The organism is Rubellimicrobium sp. CFH 75288, assembly GCF_009904055.1.
Classification (GTDB): domain Bacteria; phylum Pseudomonadota; class Alphaproteobacteria; order Rhodobacterales; family Rhodobacteraceae; genus Rubellimicrobium.
The window spans coordinates 297742-315723 of the sequence record NZ_WYDP01000003.1; the positions used below are offsets into that span (position 1 = coordinate 297742).

General features: G+C 72.7%; 19 protein-coding genes. 13 read left to right on the forward strand and 6 right to left on the reverse strand.

Going from position 1 to position 17982, the window contains the following annotated elements; all coding sequences use genetic code 11:
* Positions 1 to 59: 59 nt before the first annotated feature.
* Positions 60 to 380: a multidrug efflux SMR transporter gene (locus GT358_RS04725; protein ID WP_166581428.1), complete on the forward strand. Its 321-nt coding sequence runs from the start codon at positions 60 to 62 to the stop codon at positions 378 to 380.
* 7 nt (positions 381 to 387) lie between these two features.
* Here the strand turns inward: GT358_RS04725 and GT358_RS04730 are convergent, their stop codons facing one another.
* Together GT358_RS04730 and GT358_RS04735 are read right to left on the reverse strand one after the other, a co-directional pair.
* Positions 388 to 699 carry a MocE family 2Fe-2S type ferredoxin gene (locus tag GT358_RS04730; RefSeq protein WP_166581429.1) on the reverse strand — a complete coding sequence of 104 codons (312 nt, stop codon included), beginning with the start codon at positions 697 to 699 and terminating at the stop codon, positions 388 to 390.
* Positions 700 to 715: 16 nt separating this feature from the next.
* Positions 716 to 1798, reverse strand: a complete 1083-nt coding sequence (locus tag GT358_RS04735; RefSeq protein ID WP_166581430.1) for a fatty acid desaturase family protein — start codon at positions 1796 to 1798, stop codon at positions 716 to 718.
* Between the two features lie 137 nt (positions 1799 to 1935).
* Here GT358_RS04735 and GT358_RS04740 point away from each other — a divergent pair, with 137 nt between their 5' ends.
* The 11 genes from GT358_RS04740 to iolB all read left to right on the forward strand — a co-directional run bounded on the left by GT358_RS04740 (position 1936) and on the right by iolB (position 13440).
* Complete coding sequence (locus GT358_RS04740; protein ID WP_166581431.1) at positions 1936 to 2967, forward strand: LacI family DNA-binding transcriptional regulator; 1032 nt, start codon at positions 1936 to 1938, stop codon at positions 2965 to 2967.
* Positions 2968 to 3116: 149 nt separating this feature from the next.
* The gene (locus tag GT358_RS04745; protein WP_166581432.1) at positions 3117 to 3935 is read left to right on the forward strand and encodes a TIM barrel protein; all 819 of its coding nucleotides are present in this window, start codon (positions 3117 to 3119) and stop codon (positions 3933 to 3935) included.
* Positions 3936 to 4021: 86 nt separating this feature from the next.
* Positions 4022 to 4963 (forward strand): sugar ABC transporter substrate-binding protein, encoded by a 942-nt coding sequence (locus GT358_RS04750; RefSeq protein ID WP_166581433.1) that lies wholly within the window; start codon positions 4022 to 4024, stop codon positions 4961 to 4963.
* Between the two features lie 61 nt (positions 4964 to 5024).
* Positions 5025 to 6068, forward strand: a complete 1044-nt coding sequence (locus tag GT358_RS04755; RefSeq protein ID WP_166581434.1) for an ABC transporter permease — start codon at positions 5025 to 5027, stop codon at positions 6066 to 6068.
* A 4-nt stretch (positions 6069 to 6072) separates the two neighbouring features.
* The gene (locus GT358_RS04760; protein ID WP_166581435.1) at positions 6073 to 6843 is read left to right on the forward strand and encodes an ATP-binding cassette domain-containing protein; all 771 of its coding nucleotides are present in this window, start codon (positions 6073 to 6075) and stop codon (positions 6841 to 6843) included.
* A complete protein-coding gene (locus GT358_RS04765; protein ID WP_166581436.1) occupies positions 6843 to 7610 on the forward strand; it encodes an SDR family oxidoreductase in 768 nt (255 codons plus the stop codon). The genes GT358_RS04760 and GT358_RS04765 overlap by 1 nt, the downstream gene beginning before the upstream one ends.
* 10 nt (positions 7611 to 7620) lie before the next feature.
* On the forward strand, positions 7621 to 8625 hold the full coding sequence (gene iolG, locus GT358_RS04770) for an inositol 2-dehydrogenase (RefSeq protein WP_166581437.1): 1005 nt from the start codon (positions 7621 to 7623) through the stop codon (positions 8623 to 8625).
* A 14-nt stretch (positions 8626 to 8639) separates the two neighbouring features.
* Positions 8640 to 10547, forward strand: coding sequence for a 5-dehydro-2-deoxygluconokinase (gene iolC, locus GT358_RS04775; protein ID WP_166581438.1), 1908 nt, complete (start codon positions 8640 to 8642; stop codon positions 10545 to 10547).
* Complete coding sequence (iolD, locus tag GT358_RS04780; protein WP_166581439.1) at positions 10544 to 12373, forward strand: 3D-(3,5/4)-trihydroxycyclohexane-1,2-dione acylhydrolase (decyclizing); 1830 nt, start codon at positions 10544 to 10546, stop codon at positions 12371 to 12373. The genes iolC and iolD overlap by 4 nt, the downstream gene beginning before the upstream one ends.
* A 60-nt stretch (positions 12374 to 12433) precedes the next feature.
* A complete protein-coding gene (locus tag GT358_RS04785) occupies positions 12434 to 12634 on the forward strand; it encodes a hypothetical protein (RefSeq protein ID WP_208103323.1) in 201 nt (66 codons plus the stop codon).
* A complete protein-coding gene (iolB, locus tag GT358_RS04790) occupies positions 12631 to 13440 on the forward strand; it encodes a 5-deoxy-glucuronate isomerase (protein ID WP_166581440.1) in 810 nt (269 codons plus the stop codon). The genes GT358_RS04785 and iolB overlap by 4 nt, the downstream gene beginning before the upstream one ends.
* Here iolB and GT358_RS04795 read toward each other — a convergent pair.
* Positions 13437 to 14213, reverse strand: a complete 777-nt coding sequence (locus GT358_RS04795; protein ID WP_166581441.1) for an SDR family oxidoreductase — start codon at positions 14211 to 14213, stop codon at positions 13437 to 13439. The two genes, iolB and GT358_RS04795, sit on opposite strands and share 4 nt — an antisense overlap.
* Positions 14210 to 15400 carry a mannonate dehydratase gene (uxuA, locus tag GT358_RS04800; protein ID WP_166581442.1) on the reverse strand — a complete coding sequence of 397 codons (1191 nt, stop codon included), beginning with the start codon at positions 15398 to 15400 and terminating at the stop codon, positions 14210 to 14212. The genes GT358_RS04795 and uxuA overlap by 4 nt, the downstream gene beginning before the upstream one ends.
* A gap of 132 nt (positions 15401 to 15532) precedes the next feature.
* Between uxuA and GT358_RS04805 the strand changes: the two genes are divergently transcribed.
* Positions 15533 to 16489 carry a sugar kinase gene (locus tag GT358_RS04805; RefSeq protein ID WP_166581443.1) on the forward strand — a complete coding sequence of 319 codons (957 nt, stop codon included), beginning with the start codon at positions 15533 to 15535 and terminating at the stop codon, positions 16487 to 16489.
* Here GT358_RS04805 and GT358_RS04810 read toward each other — a convergent pair.
* Together GT358_RS04810 and GT358_RS04815 are read right to left on the reverse strand one after the other, a co-directional pair.
* Complete coding sequence (locus GT358_RS04810; RefSeq protein WP_166581444.1) at positions 16486 to 17229, reverse strand: metallophosphoesterase; 744 nt, start codon at positions 17227 to 17229, stop codon at positions 16486 to 16488. The genes GT358_RS04805 and GT358_RS04810 overlap by 4 nt on opposite strands.
* Positions 17226 to 17957 carry a proteasome-type protease gene (locus GT358_RS04815; protein ID WP_166581445.1) on the reverse strand — a complete coding sequence of 244 codons (732 nt, stop codon included), beginning with the start codon at positions 17955 to 17957 and terminating at the stop codon, positions 17226 to 17228. The genes GT358_RS04810 and GT358_RS04815 overlap by 4 nt, the downstream gene beginning before the upstream one ends.
* Positions 17958 to 17982 lie beyond the last annotated feature (25 nt).

Here is a 17982-nt window from a genome sequence, read left to right on the forward strand (position 1 = left end):
CGACCCTTCCCGATGCGGGTTGCAGCGACCAGGACGGCCTGGCCTCGACGGAGGATGCCATGGCTTGGGTGTTTCTGATCGTTGCAGGGGTCCTGGAGGTCGTCTGGGCCTTTGCCATGAAGCTGTCGAACGGGTTCACGCGGCTGGGCCCGACGCTGGTGATGGGCGCGGCCATGGCCGGCAGCTTCGGCCTGCTCGCGGCGGCGATGCGGACGCTGCCGCTGGGCACGGCCTACACGATCTGGGTGGGGATCGGGGCGGTGGGCGCCTTTGCCGTGGGCGTCCTCGCGCTCGGCGAGGGGGCGAGCGCGACGCGTCTGCTCGCCGCGCTGCTGATCGTGCTGGGGCTGGCTCTGATGAAGCTGGGGGACGGGGCCTGAAACCGCCTCAGCCGAGGTCCACGAGCACGCGGGTGCCTTCGACCCGGACGGGGTAGGTGCGCAGGGCGGTGCAGACGGGGGCGCGCAGCGGCGCACCGGTGCGGTAGTCGAACTGGCCGTTGTGCTTGGGGCATTCGATGATGTGGTCCATCACCAGCCCGTCGGCGAGGTGGACCTGCTCGTGGGTGCACAGCCCGTCGGTGCAGAAGAACTGGTCGTCCGGGGAGCGGTAGAGGGCATAGGTCCGCCCCCCGTGGTCCCAGCGGATCACGTCCTCCTCCTCGATGGCGTCGGTGGCGCAGGCGTCGGTCCAGGGCATGGGAATTCTCCTCCGGTCATTCGGCCGCGACGGGGGCGGCATGGAACTCGTCGCGATAGGGGCGGGCCGTGGGCGGAAGCGCCCGCCGCAGGGCCACGTCCTCGCCCCGGAGCTGGCGGCGCAGGATGGGCAGCATCTCGCGGTAGCCGGCCCAGATCGAGGGCGCGGGAGCGGGCAGGTCGTGGCGGATCAGCGCGTGCAGCCGCGGCAGCGCGTGATAGGGCACCATCGGGAACATGTGGTGCTCCACGTGGTAGTTCATGTTCCAGTAGATGAAGCGCGAGACGGGGTTCATCAGCACGGTGCGCGAGTTGAGCCGGTGGTCGGTCACGTCGTCGGCCAGTCCCCCGTGCTGGAGAAGCCCCGTCAGCACGTGGTGCCAGGCGCCGTAGAGGCGCGGCCCCCCGATCAGCAGGAGCGGCAGCCAGGAGGACAGGAGCAGCGCGGCGGCGACGGTGGCGGCGTAGATGGCGAGCCAGAGGCGCGCGATGCGCACGACCTTCGGCGCCTCGGAGGGGGGAATGAAGGTCGCCTCCTCCGGGTGGAGGCGGCCCGCGGCGTTGAGGATCATGCGGCGGAGGGCGGCCAGCACATCGGGGATGCCGACGAGGTTGAGCACGAGCCGCGCCAGCGCCGGGGGGCGCATCACCGCGATCTCCGGGTCGCGGCCGACGATGATCGTGTCGGTATGATGGCGCGCATGGCTCCAGCGCCAGGAGACGGGATTGCGCATCATCATGAACGAGGCGAGCTGATAGACGGCCTCGTTCATCCAGCCGGTGCGGAAGGCCGTGCCGTGCCCGCATTCGTGCCAGCGCGAATCGCCGCCCGAGCCGTAGAGGACCCCGTAGCCGAGCCAGAAGGGCAGGGACCACCAGGCATGTCCCGCGACCCAGAGCCACGAGGCGGTCCCGGCAAGGAGCGCCATGGCCCCGAGCCAGACGAGCGTGTCGCGGATCGCGGGGCCGTCGCGGCGCTGCATCAGATCCTTCATGGTCTTGCGGGGGATCTCCGAATGGTACCACTCGGCCGCCGCGAGGCCGGTTTCGACGGCGCGGCGGGCATCGGGTCCTCTCAGGCTGTAGTCGCGCGGGCGCATGGTGGTTCTCCTCCGGTGCGGGTGCCGCAGGCGGCCTAGCGCAGCGGATGGCGCGGCCGAAGCGAGGGGGATGGACTTTTCCGCAGGTTTCGTCAGGGATGAGGGGATCACGTGATGCAATTCCTTCAGGATCGGGCATGGGCCGTCGGCCGACCATCCGCGATGTCGCCACGGCCGCCGGCGTGAGCCCGGCGACGGTGGATCGCGTGCTGAACGGGCGCGAGGCAGTGCGCGAGGAGACGGCGCGCCGGGTCTACGAGGCGGCGCGGCGGATCGGCTATCACGCCGCGCCGCTGATCGCCCAGCGCCTGCGGCCCGATGTGCCGGAGCTGCGGCTGGGCGTGGTGCTGCACAAGGAGAAGCAGGCCTTCTACCGTGCCTTTGCCGCCGAGCTGGAGGCGGCGGCGCGACGGGCGACCGGGCTGCGCGTGCGTCTGGCGATCGAGTTCTCGCCCTCGCAGGCGCCGGGGGACTTCATCCGCCTGATCGAGGGGATGCGAGGGAGGGCGGACGCGGTGGCGGCCACGGCCGTCTCGCACCCGGACGTGACGGAGGCCATCGCCGCGCTCAAGGCCGAGGGCGTGCCGGGATTCGCGCTGCTCAACGACTTCGCGGCCGGGGTGCGGCAGAGCTATCTGGGCCTCAACAACATCAAGGTCGGGCGGATCGCCGCCTCGGCCATCGCGATGGCGGCGCACCGGCCGGGCAAGGTGGCGGTGTTCGTGGGTGGCTACCGCTGGCACGGCCACGAGTTGCGCGAGACGGGATTCCGCTCCTACTTCCGCGAGTTCGCCCCGCATTTCGCGGTGCTCGACACGCTCGTGAACCTCGAGACGCGGCAGCTGACCTACGAGGCGACGCTGGACCTGCTCGAGCGGCACCCGGACCTGCGGGGGATCTACTGCGCGGGCGGCGGCATGGAAGGGGCCATCGCCGCGCTGCGGGAAGTGCGCGATCCGGGGGCGGTGCAGCTCGTCGTCAACGAGGTGACGCCAGAAAGCCGGGCCGCGCTGGTGGACCGCTATGCGACCATGGTGATCGCCACGCCGCTGCCGCAGCTCTGCGACGACCTGATCCGCCTGGCGGCCGAGGCGGTGCGCGGCGGTCTCTCGCCCGTGCCGGGGCAGCATTTCCTGCGCCCCGAACTGGTCCTGCCCGAATCGGTGTGACGTCTTTTCGTCAGGATTGCGCGGGACGGCGCCTCAGGCTCTGAGGTGAAGATCGCACCCTGCGGTTGACGGGCCGGGCGGCGGGGGCGAGCGTCGAACCGGACCGCCGGCGGATCGGAACCGCCGCGCGGGCAGGGGGAGAGAGGGCCATGCCGGCGTTCGCGATCAACCACATGACGGCGCCGGCCCTGTCCTTTGCGCGTCTGGCGGATCTGGCGGCCACGCTGGGCTGTGCGGGAGTCGAGGCGCGCACCGATCTGGGCAGGCCCCCCTTCGACGGGGCGGAGCCGGCGGCGGCGGGGGCGGCGCTGCGCGCGCGGGGGCTGCGGCTCCTGGCCCTGGCCGAACTGGCGCGCTTCAACGACTGGACCGGCGACCGGGAATCGGAGGCGCTCTCGCTGATCCGCGCGGCCGCGGCGGCGGGCGCGGAGGGCGTGGCGCTGATCCCGCGCAACGACGGGGCCGGACTGAACAACGGCGAGCGGCAGGCCAACCTGCGCGTGGCGCTGCGCGCGCTGGGGCCGATCCTGGAGGATCACGGCCTGATCGGGCTGATCGAGCCGCTGGGCTTCGAGACCTCCTCGCTGCGGCTGAAGGAGGAGGCGGCGGAGGCGGTCGAGGCGCTGGGCCTGCGCGGGCGGTTCCGGCTGGTCCACGACACGTTCCACCATCACCTGGCGGGCGAGGCGGCGCTGTTTCCCGACCTGACGGGACTCGTCCATGTCTCGGGCGTGGAGGACCCCGCGCCCTCGGCCTCCGAGATGCGCGACGGGCACCGGGTGCTGCCGGGGCCGGGCGACCGGCTGGGCAGCGTGGCGCAGATCCGTGCCCTGGAGGCGGCGGGCTGGCGCGGGGTGGCGAGCGTGGAATGCTTTGCCGCCTCGGTCCATGCGCTGCCCGACCCGGAGGGCGCGCTGCGCCGGTCGATGGAGTTTCTCCGGGACGGGGTCGCCCGCGAGGCGGCCTGACGGAGGGAAAGGGGCCGCCGCCCGAGGGGTGCGGCTTTCCGGCCGAGGAGGAACGGCGCGCCGGACGCCTGAACGGGAGGACACGGATGACACGCAACACCATCGCAGCGGGCCTGATCGGGATTCTGGCCGGCACCGCCAGTGCCGAGACGATCGGCGTTTCCATGGCGCTGTTCGACGACAACTTCCTGACCGTGCTGCGCAACGGGATGATCGCGCATGCGCAGGGCTTGGAGGGCGTGGACCTGCAGGTGGAGGATGCGCAGAACGACGTGGGCCGGCAGCTCAACCAGATCGAGAACTTCATCGCCGCGGGCGTGGATGCGATCATCGTCAACCCGGTGGACACCTCGGCCACGCAGGCGATGACGGATGCCGCCGCGGCGGCGGGTGTGCCGCTGGTCTTCGTCAACCGAATGCCGATCAACCTCGAGAGCCTGCCGGACAACCAGGCCTTTGTCGGCTCGAACGAGCGGGACTCGGGCACGTTGCAGGGCACGGAGGTGTGCCGTCTGCTGCGCGAGCAGGGCACCGACCCCGCCCGGGTCATCCTGATCATGGGCGAGCTGTCCAACGAGGCGGCGATCACGCGCTCGCAGATGATCCGGGACACGGTGGCGCGCGAGGATTGCGCGTTCATGGAGATCGTGGAGGAGCAGACGGGCAACTGGAACCGCCAGCAGGGCGCGGACCTGATGACCAACTGGCTGGGCGCGGGGGTCGAGTTCGACGCCGTGGTCTCGAACAACGACGAGATGGCGATCGGTGCGATCCAGTCCCTGAAGGCGGCCGGGATCTCGATGGACGACGTCATCGTGGCCGGGATCGACGCCACGCAGGACGCGCTGGCCGCGATGCAGGCGGGCGATCTGGACGTGACGGTGTTCCAGGACGCGGCCGGGCAGGGCGCGGGCGCGGTGGACACCGCCCTGGCGCTGGCGCGCGGGGAGGAGGTCGCGCGCGAGGTCTGGATCCCCTTCGAGCTCGTGACGCCGGAGAACATCGACGGGTACCTGACCCGCAACTGAGGGGTGGGGCGGCGCGGGGGCGATCCCGCGCCGCCCCGTGCGCGCGAGGAGGAGACCGCCCATGGCCGACATGGCGATCAATCCGGGTGCGGCCGCCCCGAGGGGCCGGCGCGCCTGGCCCACGGAACTGAACGCGCTGATCGGCCTGGTGGCCATCGCGCTGGTCTTCGAGGCGCTGGCCTGGGCGATCCGGGGTCAGACCTTCCTGGGCAACACGGCGATCCTGCGGATCATGATCCTGCAGGTGGCGGTGGTGGGGATCATCGCCATCGGGGTGACGCAGGTCATCATCACGGGGGGGATCGACCTGTCCTCGGGCAGCCTCGTGGGGATGGTGGGGATCATCGCCATGAGCTTTGCCCAGGCGGGCACGCGCAACGGCGCGGACTTCACCGGCGCGGTGTTCTGGGAGCAGGGCTGGGTCGATCTGCCGGTGGCGGTGCCCATCGCCGTGGGCCTGGTGCTGGGGCTGATCGCGGGGGTCGTGAACGGGGCGCTGGTGGCCTATGCGAAGATCCCGCCCTTCATCGCCACGCTGGGCATGATGGTGACGGCGCGCGGCGTGGCCAAGTGGTGGACGGCCGGGGAGGCCGTCTCCAATCCCACCCCGTCCTTCGCCGCGCTGGGGCAGGGGATGATGCCGGTGCTGATCTTCGTGGCGCTGGCCGTGCTGTTCCAGGCGCTGCTGAGCTTCACGCTCTACGGGACGCGCACCTATGCGATCGGCTCCAACCGCGACGCAGCGCGCATGTCGGGGATCAATGTCGAGCGCCACCTGGTGCTGGTCTATGCGCTGGCCGGCAGCCTCGCCGCGGTGGCGGGCCTGATCGCGGTGTCGCGGCAGCTGACCGCGCAGGCGGGGCTGGGGGTGATGTACGAACTCGACGCGATCGCCATGGCGGTGATCGGGGGCGTGAGCCTGGTCGGCGGGCGAGGCTCGATCATCGGCACGGCGCTGGGGATGCTGATCTTCGGCATCATCATCAGCGGGTTCACCTTTCTGCGCGTGGACGCCTACTATCAGGAGATGATCAAGGGCGGCATCATCGTCGGCGCCGTCGCGCTGGACGTCTGGCGGCAGCGGCGCCGCGCGCTGAGGGGGTGAGGCGATGGCGGAGGTGGTGCTGCGGACCGAGGGGCTGACCAAGCATTACGGCGGCGTCCATGCCCTGGTGAACGCGGATTTCGAGCTGCGCCGGGGCGAGCATGTCGCCATCGTCGGCGACAACGGCGCGGGCAAGTCCACCTTCGTGCGCCAGATCACGGGGGTGGAGCAGCGCACCGCGGGGCGCATCTGGTTCGACGGCCGCGAGGTCCATTTCGCGGGTCCCCTGGAGGCGCGCGAGGCGGGGATGGAATGCGTGTTCCAGAACCTCGCATTGGCCGACGATCTGGACGTGCCCTCGAACCTGTTCCTGGGGCGCGAGATCATCCGCTGGAACCTGGGGCCGTTCTCGATCCTGGACCGGCGGGCCATGCGGCGGGCGACGGAGGAGGGGCTGCGGCGGACGGGCGTGCGCATCCCGCGGCTGGACAACGCGATCCGGCACATGTCGGGCGGGCAGCGGCAATGCGTGGCCATCGCGCGGTCGGCCACCTTCGCCTCCAAGCTCATCATCATGGACGAGCCCACGGCGGCGCTGGGTGTGCAGGAGACCGCGCAGGTCGAGAACATCATCCGCAACCTGAAGGATCAGGGCATTCCCCTCATCCTCATCAGCCACAACCTGCGGCAGGTCTTCGACCTGGTGGACCGGATCGTGGTGTTCCGGCGGGGGCACATCGTCGCCTCGCTCCGGCGGGAGGAGACGGACGGCAACGACATCGTGGCCTACATCACGGGCGTGAAGTCGCAGAACGCGGCGGCGGCGCTGATCTGATGGGGGCGCATGAGCAGACGGTCGCCGTCGTCACGGGCGGGACGCAGGGCCTCGGGCTGGCGGTGGCGGAGGCGCTGCGGGCGGAGGGCTGCACCCGGCTGCTGCTGGCGGGGCGCGACCGCGCCAGGGGAGAAGCGGCGGCCGCGCGGGTCGGCGGCGTCTTTGTGGCGGCCGACATGGGCGATCCGGGGCAGGCGGCGGGGCTGATCGACGCGGCGGCGGCGCGCTGGGGGCGGGTGACGGCGCTGGTCAACGCGGCGGCGGTGACGGACCGCGCCTCGGTGCTGGACTGCACGGTGGAGGAGTGGGACCGGCAGTTCGCCGTCAACGCGCGGGGGCCGTTCTTCGCGCTCCAGCGGCTGGCGCAGCGGGCCGTGGAGGGCGGGCATCCGGCGGGCTGCGTCAACATCCTGAGCATGGTCGTCCATTGCGGGCAGAGCTTTCTCGCGCCCTATTCGGCGTCCAAGGCAGCCCTTGCCAACGTGACCAAGAACGCGGCGCAGGCGCTGCGGCGGCACCGCATCCGGGTGAACGGGATCAATTGCGGCTGGATGGACACGCCAGGCGAGGATGCCACCCAGCGCCGCTGGCACGGGGCGGGCGACGACTGGCTGGAGCGGGCGGAGGCGTCCGCGCCGATGGGGATGCTGGTCAAGCCCGAGCACGTGGCGGCGCTGGTCTGCTATCTGCTGTCCAAGCGGTCGGGCGTGATGACCGGCGCGCTTGTCGATTTCGATCAGAACGTGGCCGGAGCCTATCCGGAATGAGGGACGCGACATGGCGGTGAGGATCGGGCTTCTGGGGGCGGGGCGCATCGGGCGGGTCCATGCGCGCGCCATCCGGGGCGAGGGGGGGGCGGAGCTGGTGGCGGTGGCCGATGCCGTGCCCTCGGCCGCGGAGGCGCTCGCGCGAGAGCACGGGGCGGAGGTGCGCCCGGTGGAGGCGATCGAGCGGGCGGCGGACGTGGACGCGGTCGTGATCTGCACGCCGACCGACACCCATGCCGACCTGATCGAGCGGTTCGCGCGCGCGGGCAAGGCCGTGTTCTGCGAGAAGCCCATCGACCTGTCTCTGGCGCGGGTGAGGGCCTGCCTGCGCGTGGTGGAGGAGGCGGGGGCGGTGCTGATGGTGGGCTTCAACCGCCGCTTCGACCCCGATTTCTGCGCCGTCAAGGCGACGATCGAGGAGGGAACGATCGGAGCGGTGGAGATGGTCACCATCGCCTCGCGCGATCCGGCGGCGCCCCCGCTCGACTACATCGCGCGCTCGGGCGGGATCTTCCGGGACATGACGATCCACGATTTCGACATGGCGCGCTGGCTGCTGGGCGAGGAGCCCGAGACGGTGTGGGCCGCGGCCTCGGTCCTGACCGATCCGGCGATCGGGGAGGCGGGCGACTTCGACAGCGCCAACGTGATCCTGCGCACGGGTTCGGGGCGGCAGGCGATCATCACGAACTCGCGCCGGGCCGCCTATGGCTACGACCAGCGCATCGAGGTGCTGGGCGCGAAGGGGGCGGTCGCGGCCGAGAACCACCGGGAGGCCAACATCGAGGTGGCGACGGCCGCGGGGTTCGTGCGCCCGCCCCTGCTGGGCTTCTTCATGACGCGCTATGTGGCGGCCTATGCGGCCGAGATCGCGGCCTTTGTCCGCGCGGTGCGGGACGGGGAGGCGCCCTCGCCCTCCGGCGAGGACGGGATGCGGGCGCTAGCGCTGGCGGATGCGGCGCTGGTGTCGGTGCGCGAGGGGCGGGCCGTGCGCGTGGCCGAGATCACGGGCTGAGGGAGGGCGGGGCGGTGCTGGACGTCGTGACGATCGGGCGGGCCTCGGTGGACCTCTATGGCGCGCAGGTGGGCGGCCGGCTGGAGGACATGGGAAGCTTCCGAAAGTATGTCGGCGGCAGTCCCACGAACATCGCGGCGGGCTGCGCCCGGCTGGGGCTGCGGGCCGCCCTCGTCACCCGCGTGGGCGACGAGCATATGGGACGCTTCGTGCGCGAGGAGCTGGCGCGCGAAGGGGTGGACGTGCGCGGGGTCAGGACCGATCCCGAGCGGCTGACCGCGCTGGTGATCCTGGGCATCCGCGACCGCGACACCTTTCCCCTGATCTTCTATCGCGAGAACTGCGCGGACATGGCGCTGTGCGAGGACGACATCGACCCCGCGCTGATCGCGGAGGCGCGCGCGGTGGTGGCAACGGGGACGCATCTGAGCCATCCGCGCACGGAAGCCGCCGTGCTGAAGGCGCTGCGGCTGGCGGGCGAGGCGGGGGCGCGGCGCGCGCTCGACATCGACTACCGGCCCAACCTGTGGGGCCTGGGGGGGCACGGCGACGGCGAGAGCCGCTATGCCGAGAGCGCGGCGGTGACCGCGCGGCTGCAGGCGCATCTGCCGCTGTTCGACCTGATCGTGGGCACGGAGGAGGAGTTCCACATCGCCGGCGGCACGACCGACACGGTTGCCGCGCTGCGGGCGGTGCGCGCACTGACCGGGGCGGTGCTGGTCTGCAAGCGGGGCGCGGCCGGTGCGGTCGCCTTTCCCGGCGCGATCCCCGAGCGGCTGGAGGACGGCGAGGCGGGCCCCGGCTTTGCGGTCGAGGTCTTCAACGTGCTGGGCGCGGGCGACGGGTTCATGGCCGGGCTGCTCAAGGGCTGGCTGGAGGATGCGCCCTGGGGAGAGGCGCTGCGCATTGCCAATGCCTGCGGGGCCCTCGCCGTGAGCCGGCACGGCTGCACGCCAGCCTATCCGTCGGCCGCGGAGCTGGACTTCTTCCTGCAGCGCGGGGTGGTGCGGCCGGACCTGCGCCACGACGAGGCGCTGGAGCAGATCCACTGGTCCACCACGCGGCACGGGCGCTTCGACGCGCTGCGGGTCTTCGCCTTCGACCACCGGGCGCAGATGGAGGCGCTGGAGGGTGCGACGCCCGAGCGGATCGGCGCCTTCAAGCGGCTCTGCCTGCGGGCGGCGCGCGAGGTGGCGGGGGGGCGCGAAGGCTACGGCATCCTGTGCGACGGGCGGCTGGGGCGCGACGCGCTGCACGAGGCGGCCGGGACGGGCCTGTGGATCGGGCGGCCCGCGGAATGGCCGGGCTCGCGCCCGCTGCGGCTCGAGCCGGAGCTGGGGCCGGATGGCGGGGGGCTGGGGGAGTGGCCGCTCTCGCATGTGGTCAAGGTTTTGTGCTTCTGCCACCCGGACGACGACGCGCGCCTGTGGGCCGAGCAGGAGGAGACCCTGCGCCGGCTGTTCGCGGCGGCGCGGCGCCACCGGCTGGAGGTCCTCCTGGAGGTGATCCCGTCCAAGGTCGGCCCGGTGGAGGACGACACGACCGCGCGCATCGTGGATCGGGTCTATGGCTGGGGCCTCTACCCGGACTGGTGGAAGCTCGAGCCGTTCCGCACGGAAGGGGCCTGGCGCGCGGCCTGCGAGGCGATCGGGCGGCACGACCCCCATGTACGCGGGGTGGTGGTGCTGGGCCTCGAGGCGCCCGCGGCGGAGCTGGAGGCGAGTTTCGCGCTGGCCGCGCGCGAGCCCCTGGTCAAGGGGTTCGCCGTGGGGCGGACGATCTTCGGCGCGGCGGCGAGGCTGTGGATGCGCGGCGCGATCACGGATGCGGAGGCCGTGGCGCAGATGGCCGAGCGCTACGGCGCGCTGTGCGCGGCCTGGGACCGGGCGCGGGCGGCGGCAGGCAGGGGAGAGGCGGCATGAGCACGATCCGGCTGACGGCGGCGCAGGCCATGGTGCGCTGGCTGACCCGCCAGATGGCCGAGGACGGGGCGCCGGTGGTGGCGGGGGCCTGGGCGATCTTCGGGCACGGCAACGTGGCGGGGCTGGGCGAGGCGCTGCACGCGCATCGCGAGGCCTTTCCGACCTGGAGGGGCCACAACGAGCAGACCATGGCCCATGCCGCCATCGCCTTTGCCAAGCAGACGCGGCGGCGGCACGCGATGATGGTGACGTCCTCGATCGGGCCGGGGGCGACCAACATGGTCACGGCCGCCGCTCTGGCGCATGTCAACCGCCTGCCGGTGCTGTTTGTGCCGGGCGACGTGTTCGCGGGGCGGGGGCCCGACCCGGTGCTGCAGCAGGTGGAGGATTGGGGCGACGGCACCGTGTCCGCGAACGACTGCTTTCGCCCCGTCAGCCGCTATTTCGACCGGATCGAGCGGCCCGAGCAGCTGGTCGCGGCCCTGCCGCGGGCGCTGCGGGTGATGACGGACCCGGCCGAATGCGGGCCGGTGACTCTGGCCTTTCCGCAGGACGTGCAGGCGGAAGCCTGGGACTGGCCGGAGGCGTTCTTCGCCCCGCGGGTCTGGCGGGTGCGGCGGGTCCGGCCCGATCCGGCCGAGCTGGAGGCGGCGGCCGTGCTGCTGCGCGAAGCGCGCCGGCCCGTGCTGGTCGCGGGGGGCGGCGTGCACTACGCGGACGCGGCCGACGCCTTGCGCCGCTTTGCCGAGGCGCATGGGCTGCCGGTGGTGGAGACGCAGGCGGGCAAGTCGGCGCTGCCCTGGGACCATCCGCTGAACCTCGGGCCCGTCGGCGTGACGGGGGCGGAGAGCGCCAATGCCCTCTGCCGCGAGGCCGACGTGGTGCTGGGGGTGGGCACACGGTTTCAGGACTTCACCACGGGGTCCTGGGCGCTGTTTCCGGCCGGGGCGCGGCTCGTCTCGCTCAACGTCAATGCCTTCGACGCGGCCAAGCGGGGGGCGGAGCCGCTGCTGGCGGATGCGCAGGCCGGGCTGGAGGCGCTGGGGGCGGCGCTGGAGGGCTGGCAGGCGCCGGCCTTCGACGAGGGAATGAAGGCGCGGTGGTTCGCGCTGGTGGACCCGCTGACGGCGGCACCGGGGCCCGAGGACAATGCGCTGCCCACCGACCAGCAGGTGATCGGCGCGGTCCAGCGCGCGGCGGGGCCCGCGACGGTCGTGATGGGCGCCGCCGGGACCATGCCGGGCGAGCTGCACAAGCTGTGGAAGGCGGGGCGGCCGCTCTCCTATCACATGGAATACGGCTATTCCTGCATGGGCTACGAGATCGCGGGCGCGCTGGGCATCGCGATGGCCGAGCCCGGCGCGGACGTGATCTGCATGGTGGGCGACGGGTCGTATCTGATGGCCAACAGCGAGCTGGCCGCGGCGGCCGCCATGGGGATCGGCTTCACCGTCGTGCTCACGGACAATCGCGGCTATGGCTGCATCAACCGTTTGCAGCGGGCGACCGGAGGGGCGGCGTTCAACAACCTGCTGCGCGACGCGCGCGGCGTGCGCCCGCCGGCGGTGGACTTCGCCGCCCATGCGGCCGCGCTGGGGGCGGAGGCGGTCAAGGTCGGGGGTATCGCGGAGCTGGAGGCGGCGCTGGCCGCCCGCGGCGGGCGCGACCGGCCCTATGTGGTGGTGATCGACACGGACCCCGACCCCTCGACCCCGCACGGCGGGCACTGGTGGGACGTGGCGGTGCCCGAGGTCTCGGACCGGGCGGAGGTCCGCGAGAGCCGCCGGGGCTACGAGCGGGCGCGGGCGGGTCAGGTCCGGGCCTGAGCGGGTCTTGCGGCGGGCGGCCCGGGCGACGACGTTCGGAGGGTCTGCCTGGAGGATGCGATGGACCGTCTGTTCGACCTGAACCACCCGTTCTTCATTCCGCTCTGGCGGCGGGTCGTGATCGTTGCGCTGAGCTGCGGCTGGGCGCTGGTGGAGTTCGCGGGCGGCAGTCCGTTCTGGGGCATCCTGTTCGGCGCGATCGGCCTCTATGCCGGATGGCACTTCTTCTTCAACTTCAACCCGAGGGAGCCCGACAAGTGAGCCGTCTCCTGCTGCGTCCTGCGGCCGCGCGCGGTCTGGTCCATGACGTGACACCCGCGAGCGCGGGCTGGTCGCATGTGGGGTTCGCGCTGTGGCGGCTGGGGCCCGGCGAGGGGGCGGAGGGCACGGTGCCGCAGGGGCGCGAGGCGATCCTGGTCGTCGCCGAAGGGCGCGTGCGGGTGCGGGCCGCGGGGCGGGACTGGGGCCCGATGGGCGGGCGGATGAGCGTGTGGGAGCGGACGGCGCCCCATGCCCTCTATCTGCCGCCGGGGGCGGAATGGGCGGTGGAGGCCGACACGGAGGCCCATGTGGCGCTGTGCTCGGCGCCATCGGGCGGGGGGCGGCCGGCGCAGAGGCTGGGCCCCGAGGGGATCGCGCTGCGCGAGCGGGGGCGAGGCACCAACCTGCGGCTGATCCACGACATCGCGATGGAGGGCCGCGACGTGGCCGATTCGCTGCTGGTGACGGAGGTGTTCACGCCGGCCGGGCACTGGTCGTCCTATCCGCCGCACCGCCACGACGAGGACGATTTTCCCCGCATCACCCTTCTGGAGGAGACCTACTGGTTCCGGCTGGAGCCGCGCGCGGGATGGGGTGTGCAGCGCGTCTATACGGAGGACGGCACCCTGGACGAGACGATGGCGGTGCGCGACGGGGACGTGACGCTGGTGCCGCGCGGGCACCATCCCTGCGCGGCGCCCCATGGCTTCGAGATGTACTATCTGAACGTGATGGCGGGGCCGCGGCGGGCCTGGCGGTTCCAGCCGGACCCCGAACATGCCTGGCTGCTGGAGCGCGACCGCTAGACGCCGCCCAGCCGTGCGGTCAGCCCGCCGTCGATGCGCAGGTCCGTCCCCGTGAGGAACCCCGCCTCGTCCGAGCATGCGAAGGCGATCAGGGCGGCGACCTCCTCGGCCTCGCCCACGCGGCCGATGGGATGGCCGCGCCCCCATTCGGCGATCACGTCCTCCGCCGTCCGGCCCTCGCCCGCGACCTGGCCCGCGCCCCATTCGAGGAGCGGCGTGCGGATCGAGCCGGGGCTGACGGAGAGGACGCGCACCCCGTGGGGGGCGCAGTCCACGGCCATGGCCCGGGTCATGGCATGAACCGCGCCCTTGGCGGTGGCGTAGGCAAGCACGTTGCGCTGGTTGGCGAAGCCCTGGACGGAGGTGACGTGGACGATGCAGCCGCGCCCGCGCGCGCGCAGGTGCGGCCAGGCATGGTGGCTGGTCACGAACAGGGCGCGCAGGTTGACGGCAAGCGAGCGGTCCCATTCGGCCGGCGTGGTCGTGCCGAGATCGCCGTAGGTCTGCACACCGGCCGCGTTCACGAGGATGTCAAGGCCCTCCGCGGCCGCCCCCTCGACCCAGTCGCGCACGGCCGCGTCGTCGGTCAGGTCCACGCGCGAGACGGTGACGGGGAGGCCCTCCGCGGCGCGGCGGGCCTCGGCATTGCGCGCCTCGTCCACGCCGCAGAGATGGACCCGCGCCCCCTCGCGCGCGAGGCGGAGCGCGGTGGCGAGGCCCATGCCGCTGGAGCCGGTGACAAGGGCGACCCGGTCGGCGAAGCGGGCGGTCACGGGCGGATCTCCACGGCGGGGTGGGTAAGCGCCCGGATGATGCCGCGCAGCTCCGCGAGGCCCTTGAGGCGGCCGATGGCGGAATAGCCGGGCAGCGTCTCCTTGGACTGGTCGTCGAGCAGCAGGTGGCCGTGATCGGGGCGGAAGGGGATCTGCCAGTCGGGGCGGCCCGCCTCGCGCCGGCGCGCCTCCTCGGCGAGGAGCAGCGCGAGGAGGCGGACCATGTCGGCATTGCCGGTGAGGTGGTCGTCCTCGGTGAAGGAGCCGTCGGGATCGGTGCTGACGTTGCGCAGATGGACGAAATGGGTGCGGTCGAGATGCGCCGCGAGGATCGCGGGCAGGTCGTTGTCGTCGCGCGCGCCGAGGCTCCCTGCGCAGAAGGTCAGGCCGTTCTCGCGCTCGGGGACGGCGTCGAAGATGGCCCGGAGATCCCCGGCGGTGGAGACGATGCGGGGCAGGCCGAAGATGGGAAAGGGGGGGTCGTCGGGGTGGATGCAGAGCCGCACGCCGAGGTCGCGTGCGACGGGCACCACCGCCTCGTGGAAGGCCCGGAGCGCGGCGCGCAGGTCGTCGGGCGAACGGTCGCCGTATTCGGCGATCAGGCGGCGGACCCCGTCGCGGTCGTGCGAGCCCTCGGCGCCCGGAAGGCCCGCGATGACGGTGTGCTCGAGCGCGTGGACCTCCTCGGGGGTCATGGCGGCGAGGCGGGCCTCGGCGGCGGCGGCGCGCTCGGGCGGGTGGTCGCGCTCGGCGCCGGGGCGGCGGAGCACGAACAGGTCGTAGGCGGCAAAGTCGGTCCAGTCGAACCGCATGGCCAGACCGCCCGAGGGCATCGGGTGGCGCGAGGCGGTGCGCGTCCAGTCCACCACGGGCATGAAGTTGTAGCAGATCGTCCGCAGGCCGCGCGCGGCGAGGCGGCGCATCGTCTCGGTCCAGGCGGCGATGGCGTCGCGCGCGGCGGGGCCGCCCAGCTTGATGGCGTTGGGGACCGGGATCGATTCGACCACCGACCAGACGAGGCCCGCCGCCTCCACCTCGGCCTTGCGGGCGTCGATCGCGGCTTCGGGCCAGACCTCGCCGCGGTAATGCTCGTGGATGGCGGTGACGACGCCGGTGGCGCCGGCCTGGCGGACATGGGCGAGGGGGACGGGATCGAGCGGGCCGAACCAGCGCCAGGTCTGTTCCATCGGTGCCCCCCCTCTGCCCCGGCGTCAGAGAAGCCCAGTCCGCGGGGGGTTGCAAGCGGGGGCGGCCGGGGGGCAGGAGGGAGGGGGCGGCCGCCGTTCCGCCGCCGGTGCACGCGAAAAGGGCCAGACACGATGGGACGACCCCCCGCCATCGCCACACTGGGCGAGCTGCTGGTCGAGTTCGTGCGCGAGGGGCGCGGGGGCGGCCACGGGGAGGGCGGGGTCTATGCGGGGCCCTTTCCGTCCGGGGCGCCCGCGATCTTCATCGACCAGGCGGCGCGGGCGGGCGCGCGGACGGCGATCGCGGGGGCGGTGGGCCGGGACGCGTTCGGCGCCGTGGTGCTGGGGCGGCTGGAGGCGGCCGGGGTGGACGTGTCGCTGGTCGAGCGCGACCCGGCCCTGCCCACGGGGATCGCGTTCGTGTCCTATGACGCGGCGGGCGCGCGCGAGTTCGTCTATACCATCGCCGCCTCGGCCGCGCCGCGCTTCCCGCACGGGCACGAGGTGGCGGCGGCGTTCCTGCGCATGGGGGTGGGGGTGGTCCATGTCACCGGGTCCTCCCTCGGCGACGGGGGAATGCGCGCGCGGCTCCTCGCCACGCTGGACGCGCTGGAGGGGCGGGGGGTGCGGCTGTCCTTCGACCCCAACCTTCGGCCCGAGCTGATGGCCGAGGCGGCGGCGGGCGAGGCGGTGCGGCGGCTGCTCGGGCGCGCGGCATTCGTCCTGCCGTCCGAGGCGGATGCGGCGGCGCTGTTTCCCCACGAACCTTTCGAGGTCTGGGCGCCGCGGCTGCTGGGGCAGGGGGCGGAGGCGGTGGCCTTCAAGCGGGGCGCGGCGGGCGCCTCGCTGTGGGTGCGGGGCGCGGCCGGGCCGGTCCACGCGCCGCCCCTGCCGGTGCGGGAGGCGGACCCGACCGGGGCGGGCGACTGCTTCGGGGGCACGCTGGTCGCGCGGCTGGTCCTGGGCGACGCGCCGGAGGAGGCGCTGCGGCTGGCCGCAGCGGCGGGCGCGCTGGCGGTGACGCGGGTGGGGCCGATGGAGGGCAACAGCGACCTGGACGCCCTGCGGCGGGCGGCGGCGGGCGCCTAGCCCTCGGGCAGGAGGGGCTGGCGGCCGTCTTCGGTCAGCAGGAACACGTCGCGCCCCTCGATCACCGCCGGGCGGAGCGGTCGGCCGTAGCCGGCGCCGCCGTCGAGGTTGACGCGGTTGCCGTGATGGCGCGGCGCGGGAAGGGCGGTGTGTCCGTGCACGACCAGAACGCCGTGGTCGCGCCCGTCCTCGAGAAAGCCGCGGCGGATCCAGAGCAGGTCCTGCGGCTCCTGAAGGATGAGGGGGACCCCCGGCCTGATGCCCGCATGGACGAACACCGCTGCCTCCGTCCGCCACAGGAGAGGGCGGTTGTCGAGAAAGACGCGGTGGGCGGCGGGCACGCGGGCCTGCGCCTCGGCCCAGATGTCCCCGGCCGGACGGTCCGGCGAGGCGTCCACCCCGTAGGAGCGCAGCGTCGCCCGGCCCCCCAGTTCCGGATCGAGCCAGGTATGGCGCTCGCTGAGGCCGGGATCGCGCGTCCGGTGGTCGTCGAGGAACAGGCGGAACATCAGGTCGTGGTTGCCGCGCAGCACGATCCAGGGGCCGCCGCGCGCGGGACCCATGCGCAGGTATTCGACGACTTCGGCGCTTTCCGGGCCGCGGTCCACGAGATCGCCCAGATGGACCACGGGGGCGTCCTCGCCCGTGCGGGCGGCGTCCGCGGCGATCAGGGCGTGGGCCTCGGCGAGGGCGTCGAGCTGGCCGTGGATGTCGCCCACGGCATAGACGCGGGCGGTCACAGGACCACATCCGGCAGCGAGTCGAACGCGCTCTTGAGCGCGTCGCCCCAGCCGTGGCTGATCGTCTGGAAATAGGGATCGTCGGCCCTGAACCGCCGCTGGAGCCCGCGCCGGAGCGCGTCGCGTTCGTAGATGTGCAGGTCGAGCGGCAGGCCCACGGACAGGTTGGCCTTGACGGTCGAATCGAAGCTGACCAGCAGGAGCTTGACGGCGGCCTCGAAGCTCATGTTGGCATCGAAGGCGCGCACGATGATGGGGCGGCCGTACTTGAACTCGCCGATCTGGAGAAAGGGCGTGTCCTCGCCAGCCTCGATGAAGTTGCCCTCGGGGTAGATCAGGAACAGGCGCGGCTCGGAGCCCTTGACCTGGCCGCCGACGATCAGCGTCGCATTGAAATAGGTCTCGGCGCGCTCGCCCTCGTCGCCGGCCTGGGCGATGACCTCGCGCAGGGTCTGGCCGACATGGCGGGCGACCTGGAACATGGAGGGAAGCTCGAGGATGGCGGGGTGGCGCTCGGACGGGGCCTTGTTGCGCTCGTCGATCAGCGAGACGACGGCCTGGGTGGTCGCGAGGTTGCCGGCGGTCATCAGGGTGATGACCGTCTCGCCGGGATTCTCCCAGGTGAACAGCTTGCGGAAGGTGGAGATGTTGTCCATGCCCGCATTGGTGCGGGTGTCGGCCATGAACACGAGCCCCCTGGCCATCTTGAGCCCCACGCAATAGGTCATCGCGTCCCGTTCCCCGGTTGTCCGG

Coding starts and splice junctions, on each gene's coding strand:
- GT358_RS04750 (WP_166581433.1), top strand. CDS start 4,022: ATGACACGCAACACCATCGCAGCGGGCCTGATCGGGATTCTGGCCGGC.
- uxuA (WP_166581442.1), bottom strand. CDS start 15,400: ATGGAACAGACCTGGCGCTGGTTCGGCCCGCTCGATCCCGTCCCCCTC.
- GT358_RS04805 (WP_166581443.1), top strand. CDS start 15,533: ATGGGACGACCCCCCGCCATCGCCACACTGGGCGAGCTGCTGGTCGAG.
- GT358_RS04745 (WP_166581432.1), top strand. CDS start 3,117: ATGCCGGCGTTCGCGATCAACCACATGACGGCGCCGGCCCTGTCCTTT.
- iolG (WP_166581437.1), top strand. CDS start 7,621: ATGGCGGTGAGGATCGGGCTTCTGGGGGCGGGGCGCATCGGGCGGGTC.
- GT358_RS04765 (WP_166581436.1), top strand. CDS start 6,843: ATGGGGGCGCATGAGCAGACGGTCGCCGTCGTCACGGGCGGGACGCAG.
- GT358_RS04730 (WP_166581429.1), bottom strand. CDS start 699: ATGCCCTGGACCGACGCCTGCGCCACCGACGCCATCGAGGAGGAGGAC.
- GT358_RS04725 (WP_166581428.1), top strand. CDS start 60: ATGGCTTGGGTGTTTCTGATCGTTGCAGGGGTCCTGGAGGTCGTCTGG.
- GT358_RS04785 (WP_208103323.1), top strand. CDS start 12,434: ATGGACCGTCTGTTCGACCTGAACCACCCGTTCTTCATTCCGCTCTGG.
- iolD (WP_166581439.1), top strand. CDS start 10,544: ATGAGCACGATCCGGCTGACGGCGGCGCAGGCCATGGTGCGCTGGCTG.
- GT358_RS04760 (WP_166581435.1), top strand. CDS start 6,073: ATGGCGGAGGTGGTGCTGCGGACCGAGGGGCTGACCAAGCATTACGGC.
- GT358_RS04755 (WP_166581434.1), top strand. CDS start 5,025: ATGGCCGACATGGCGATCAATCCGGGTGCGGCCGCCCCGAGGGGCCGG.
- GT358_RS04815 (WP_166581445.1), bottom strand. CDS start 17,957: ATGACCTATTGCGTGGGGCTCAAGATGGCCAGGGGGCTCGTGTTCATG.
- GT358_RS04735 (WP_166581430.1), bottom strand. CDS start 1,798: ATGCGCCCGCGCGACTACAGCCTGAGAGGACCCGATGCCCGCCGCGCC.
- GT358_RS04740 (WP_166581431.1), top strand. CDS start 1,936: ATGGGCCGTCGGCCGACCATCCGCGATGTCGCCACGGCCGCCGGCGTG.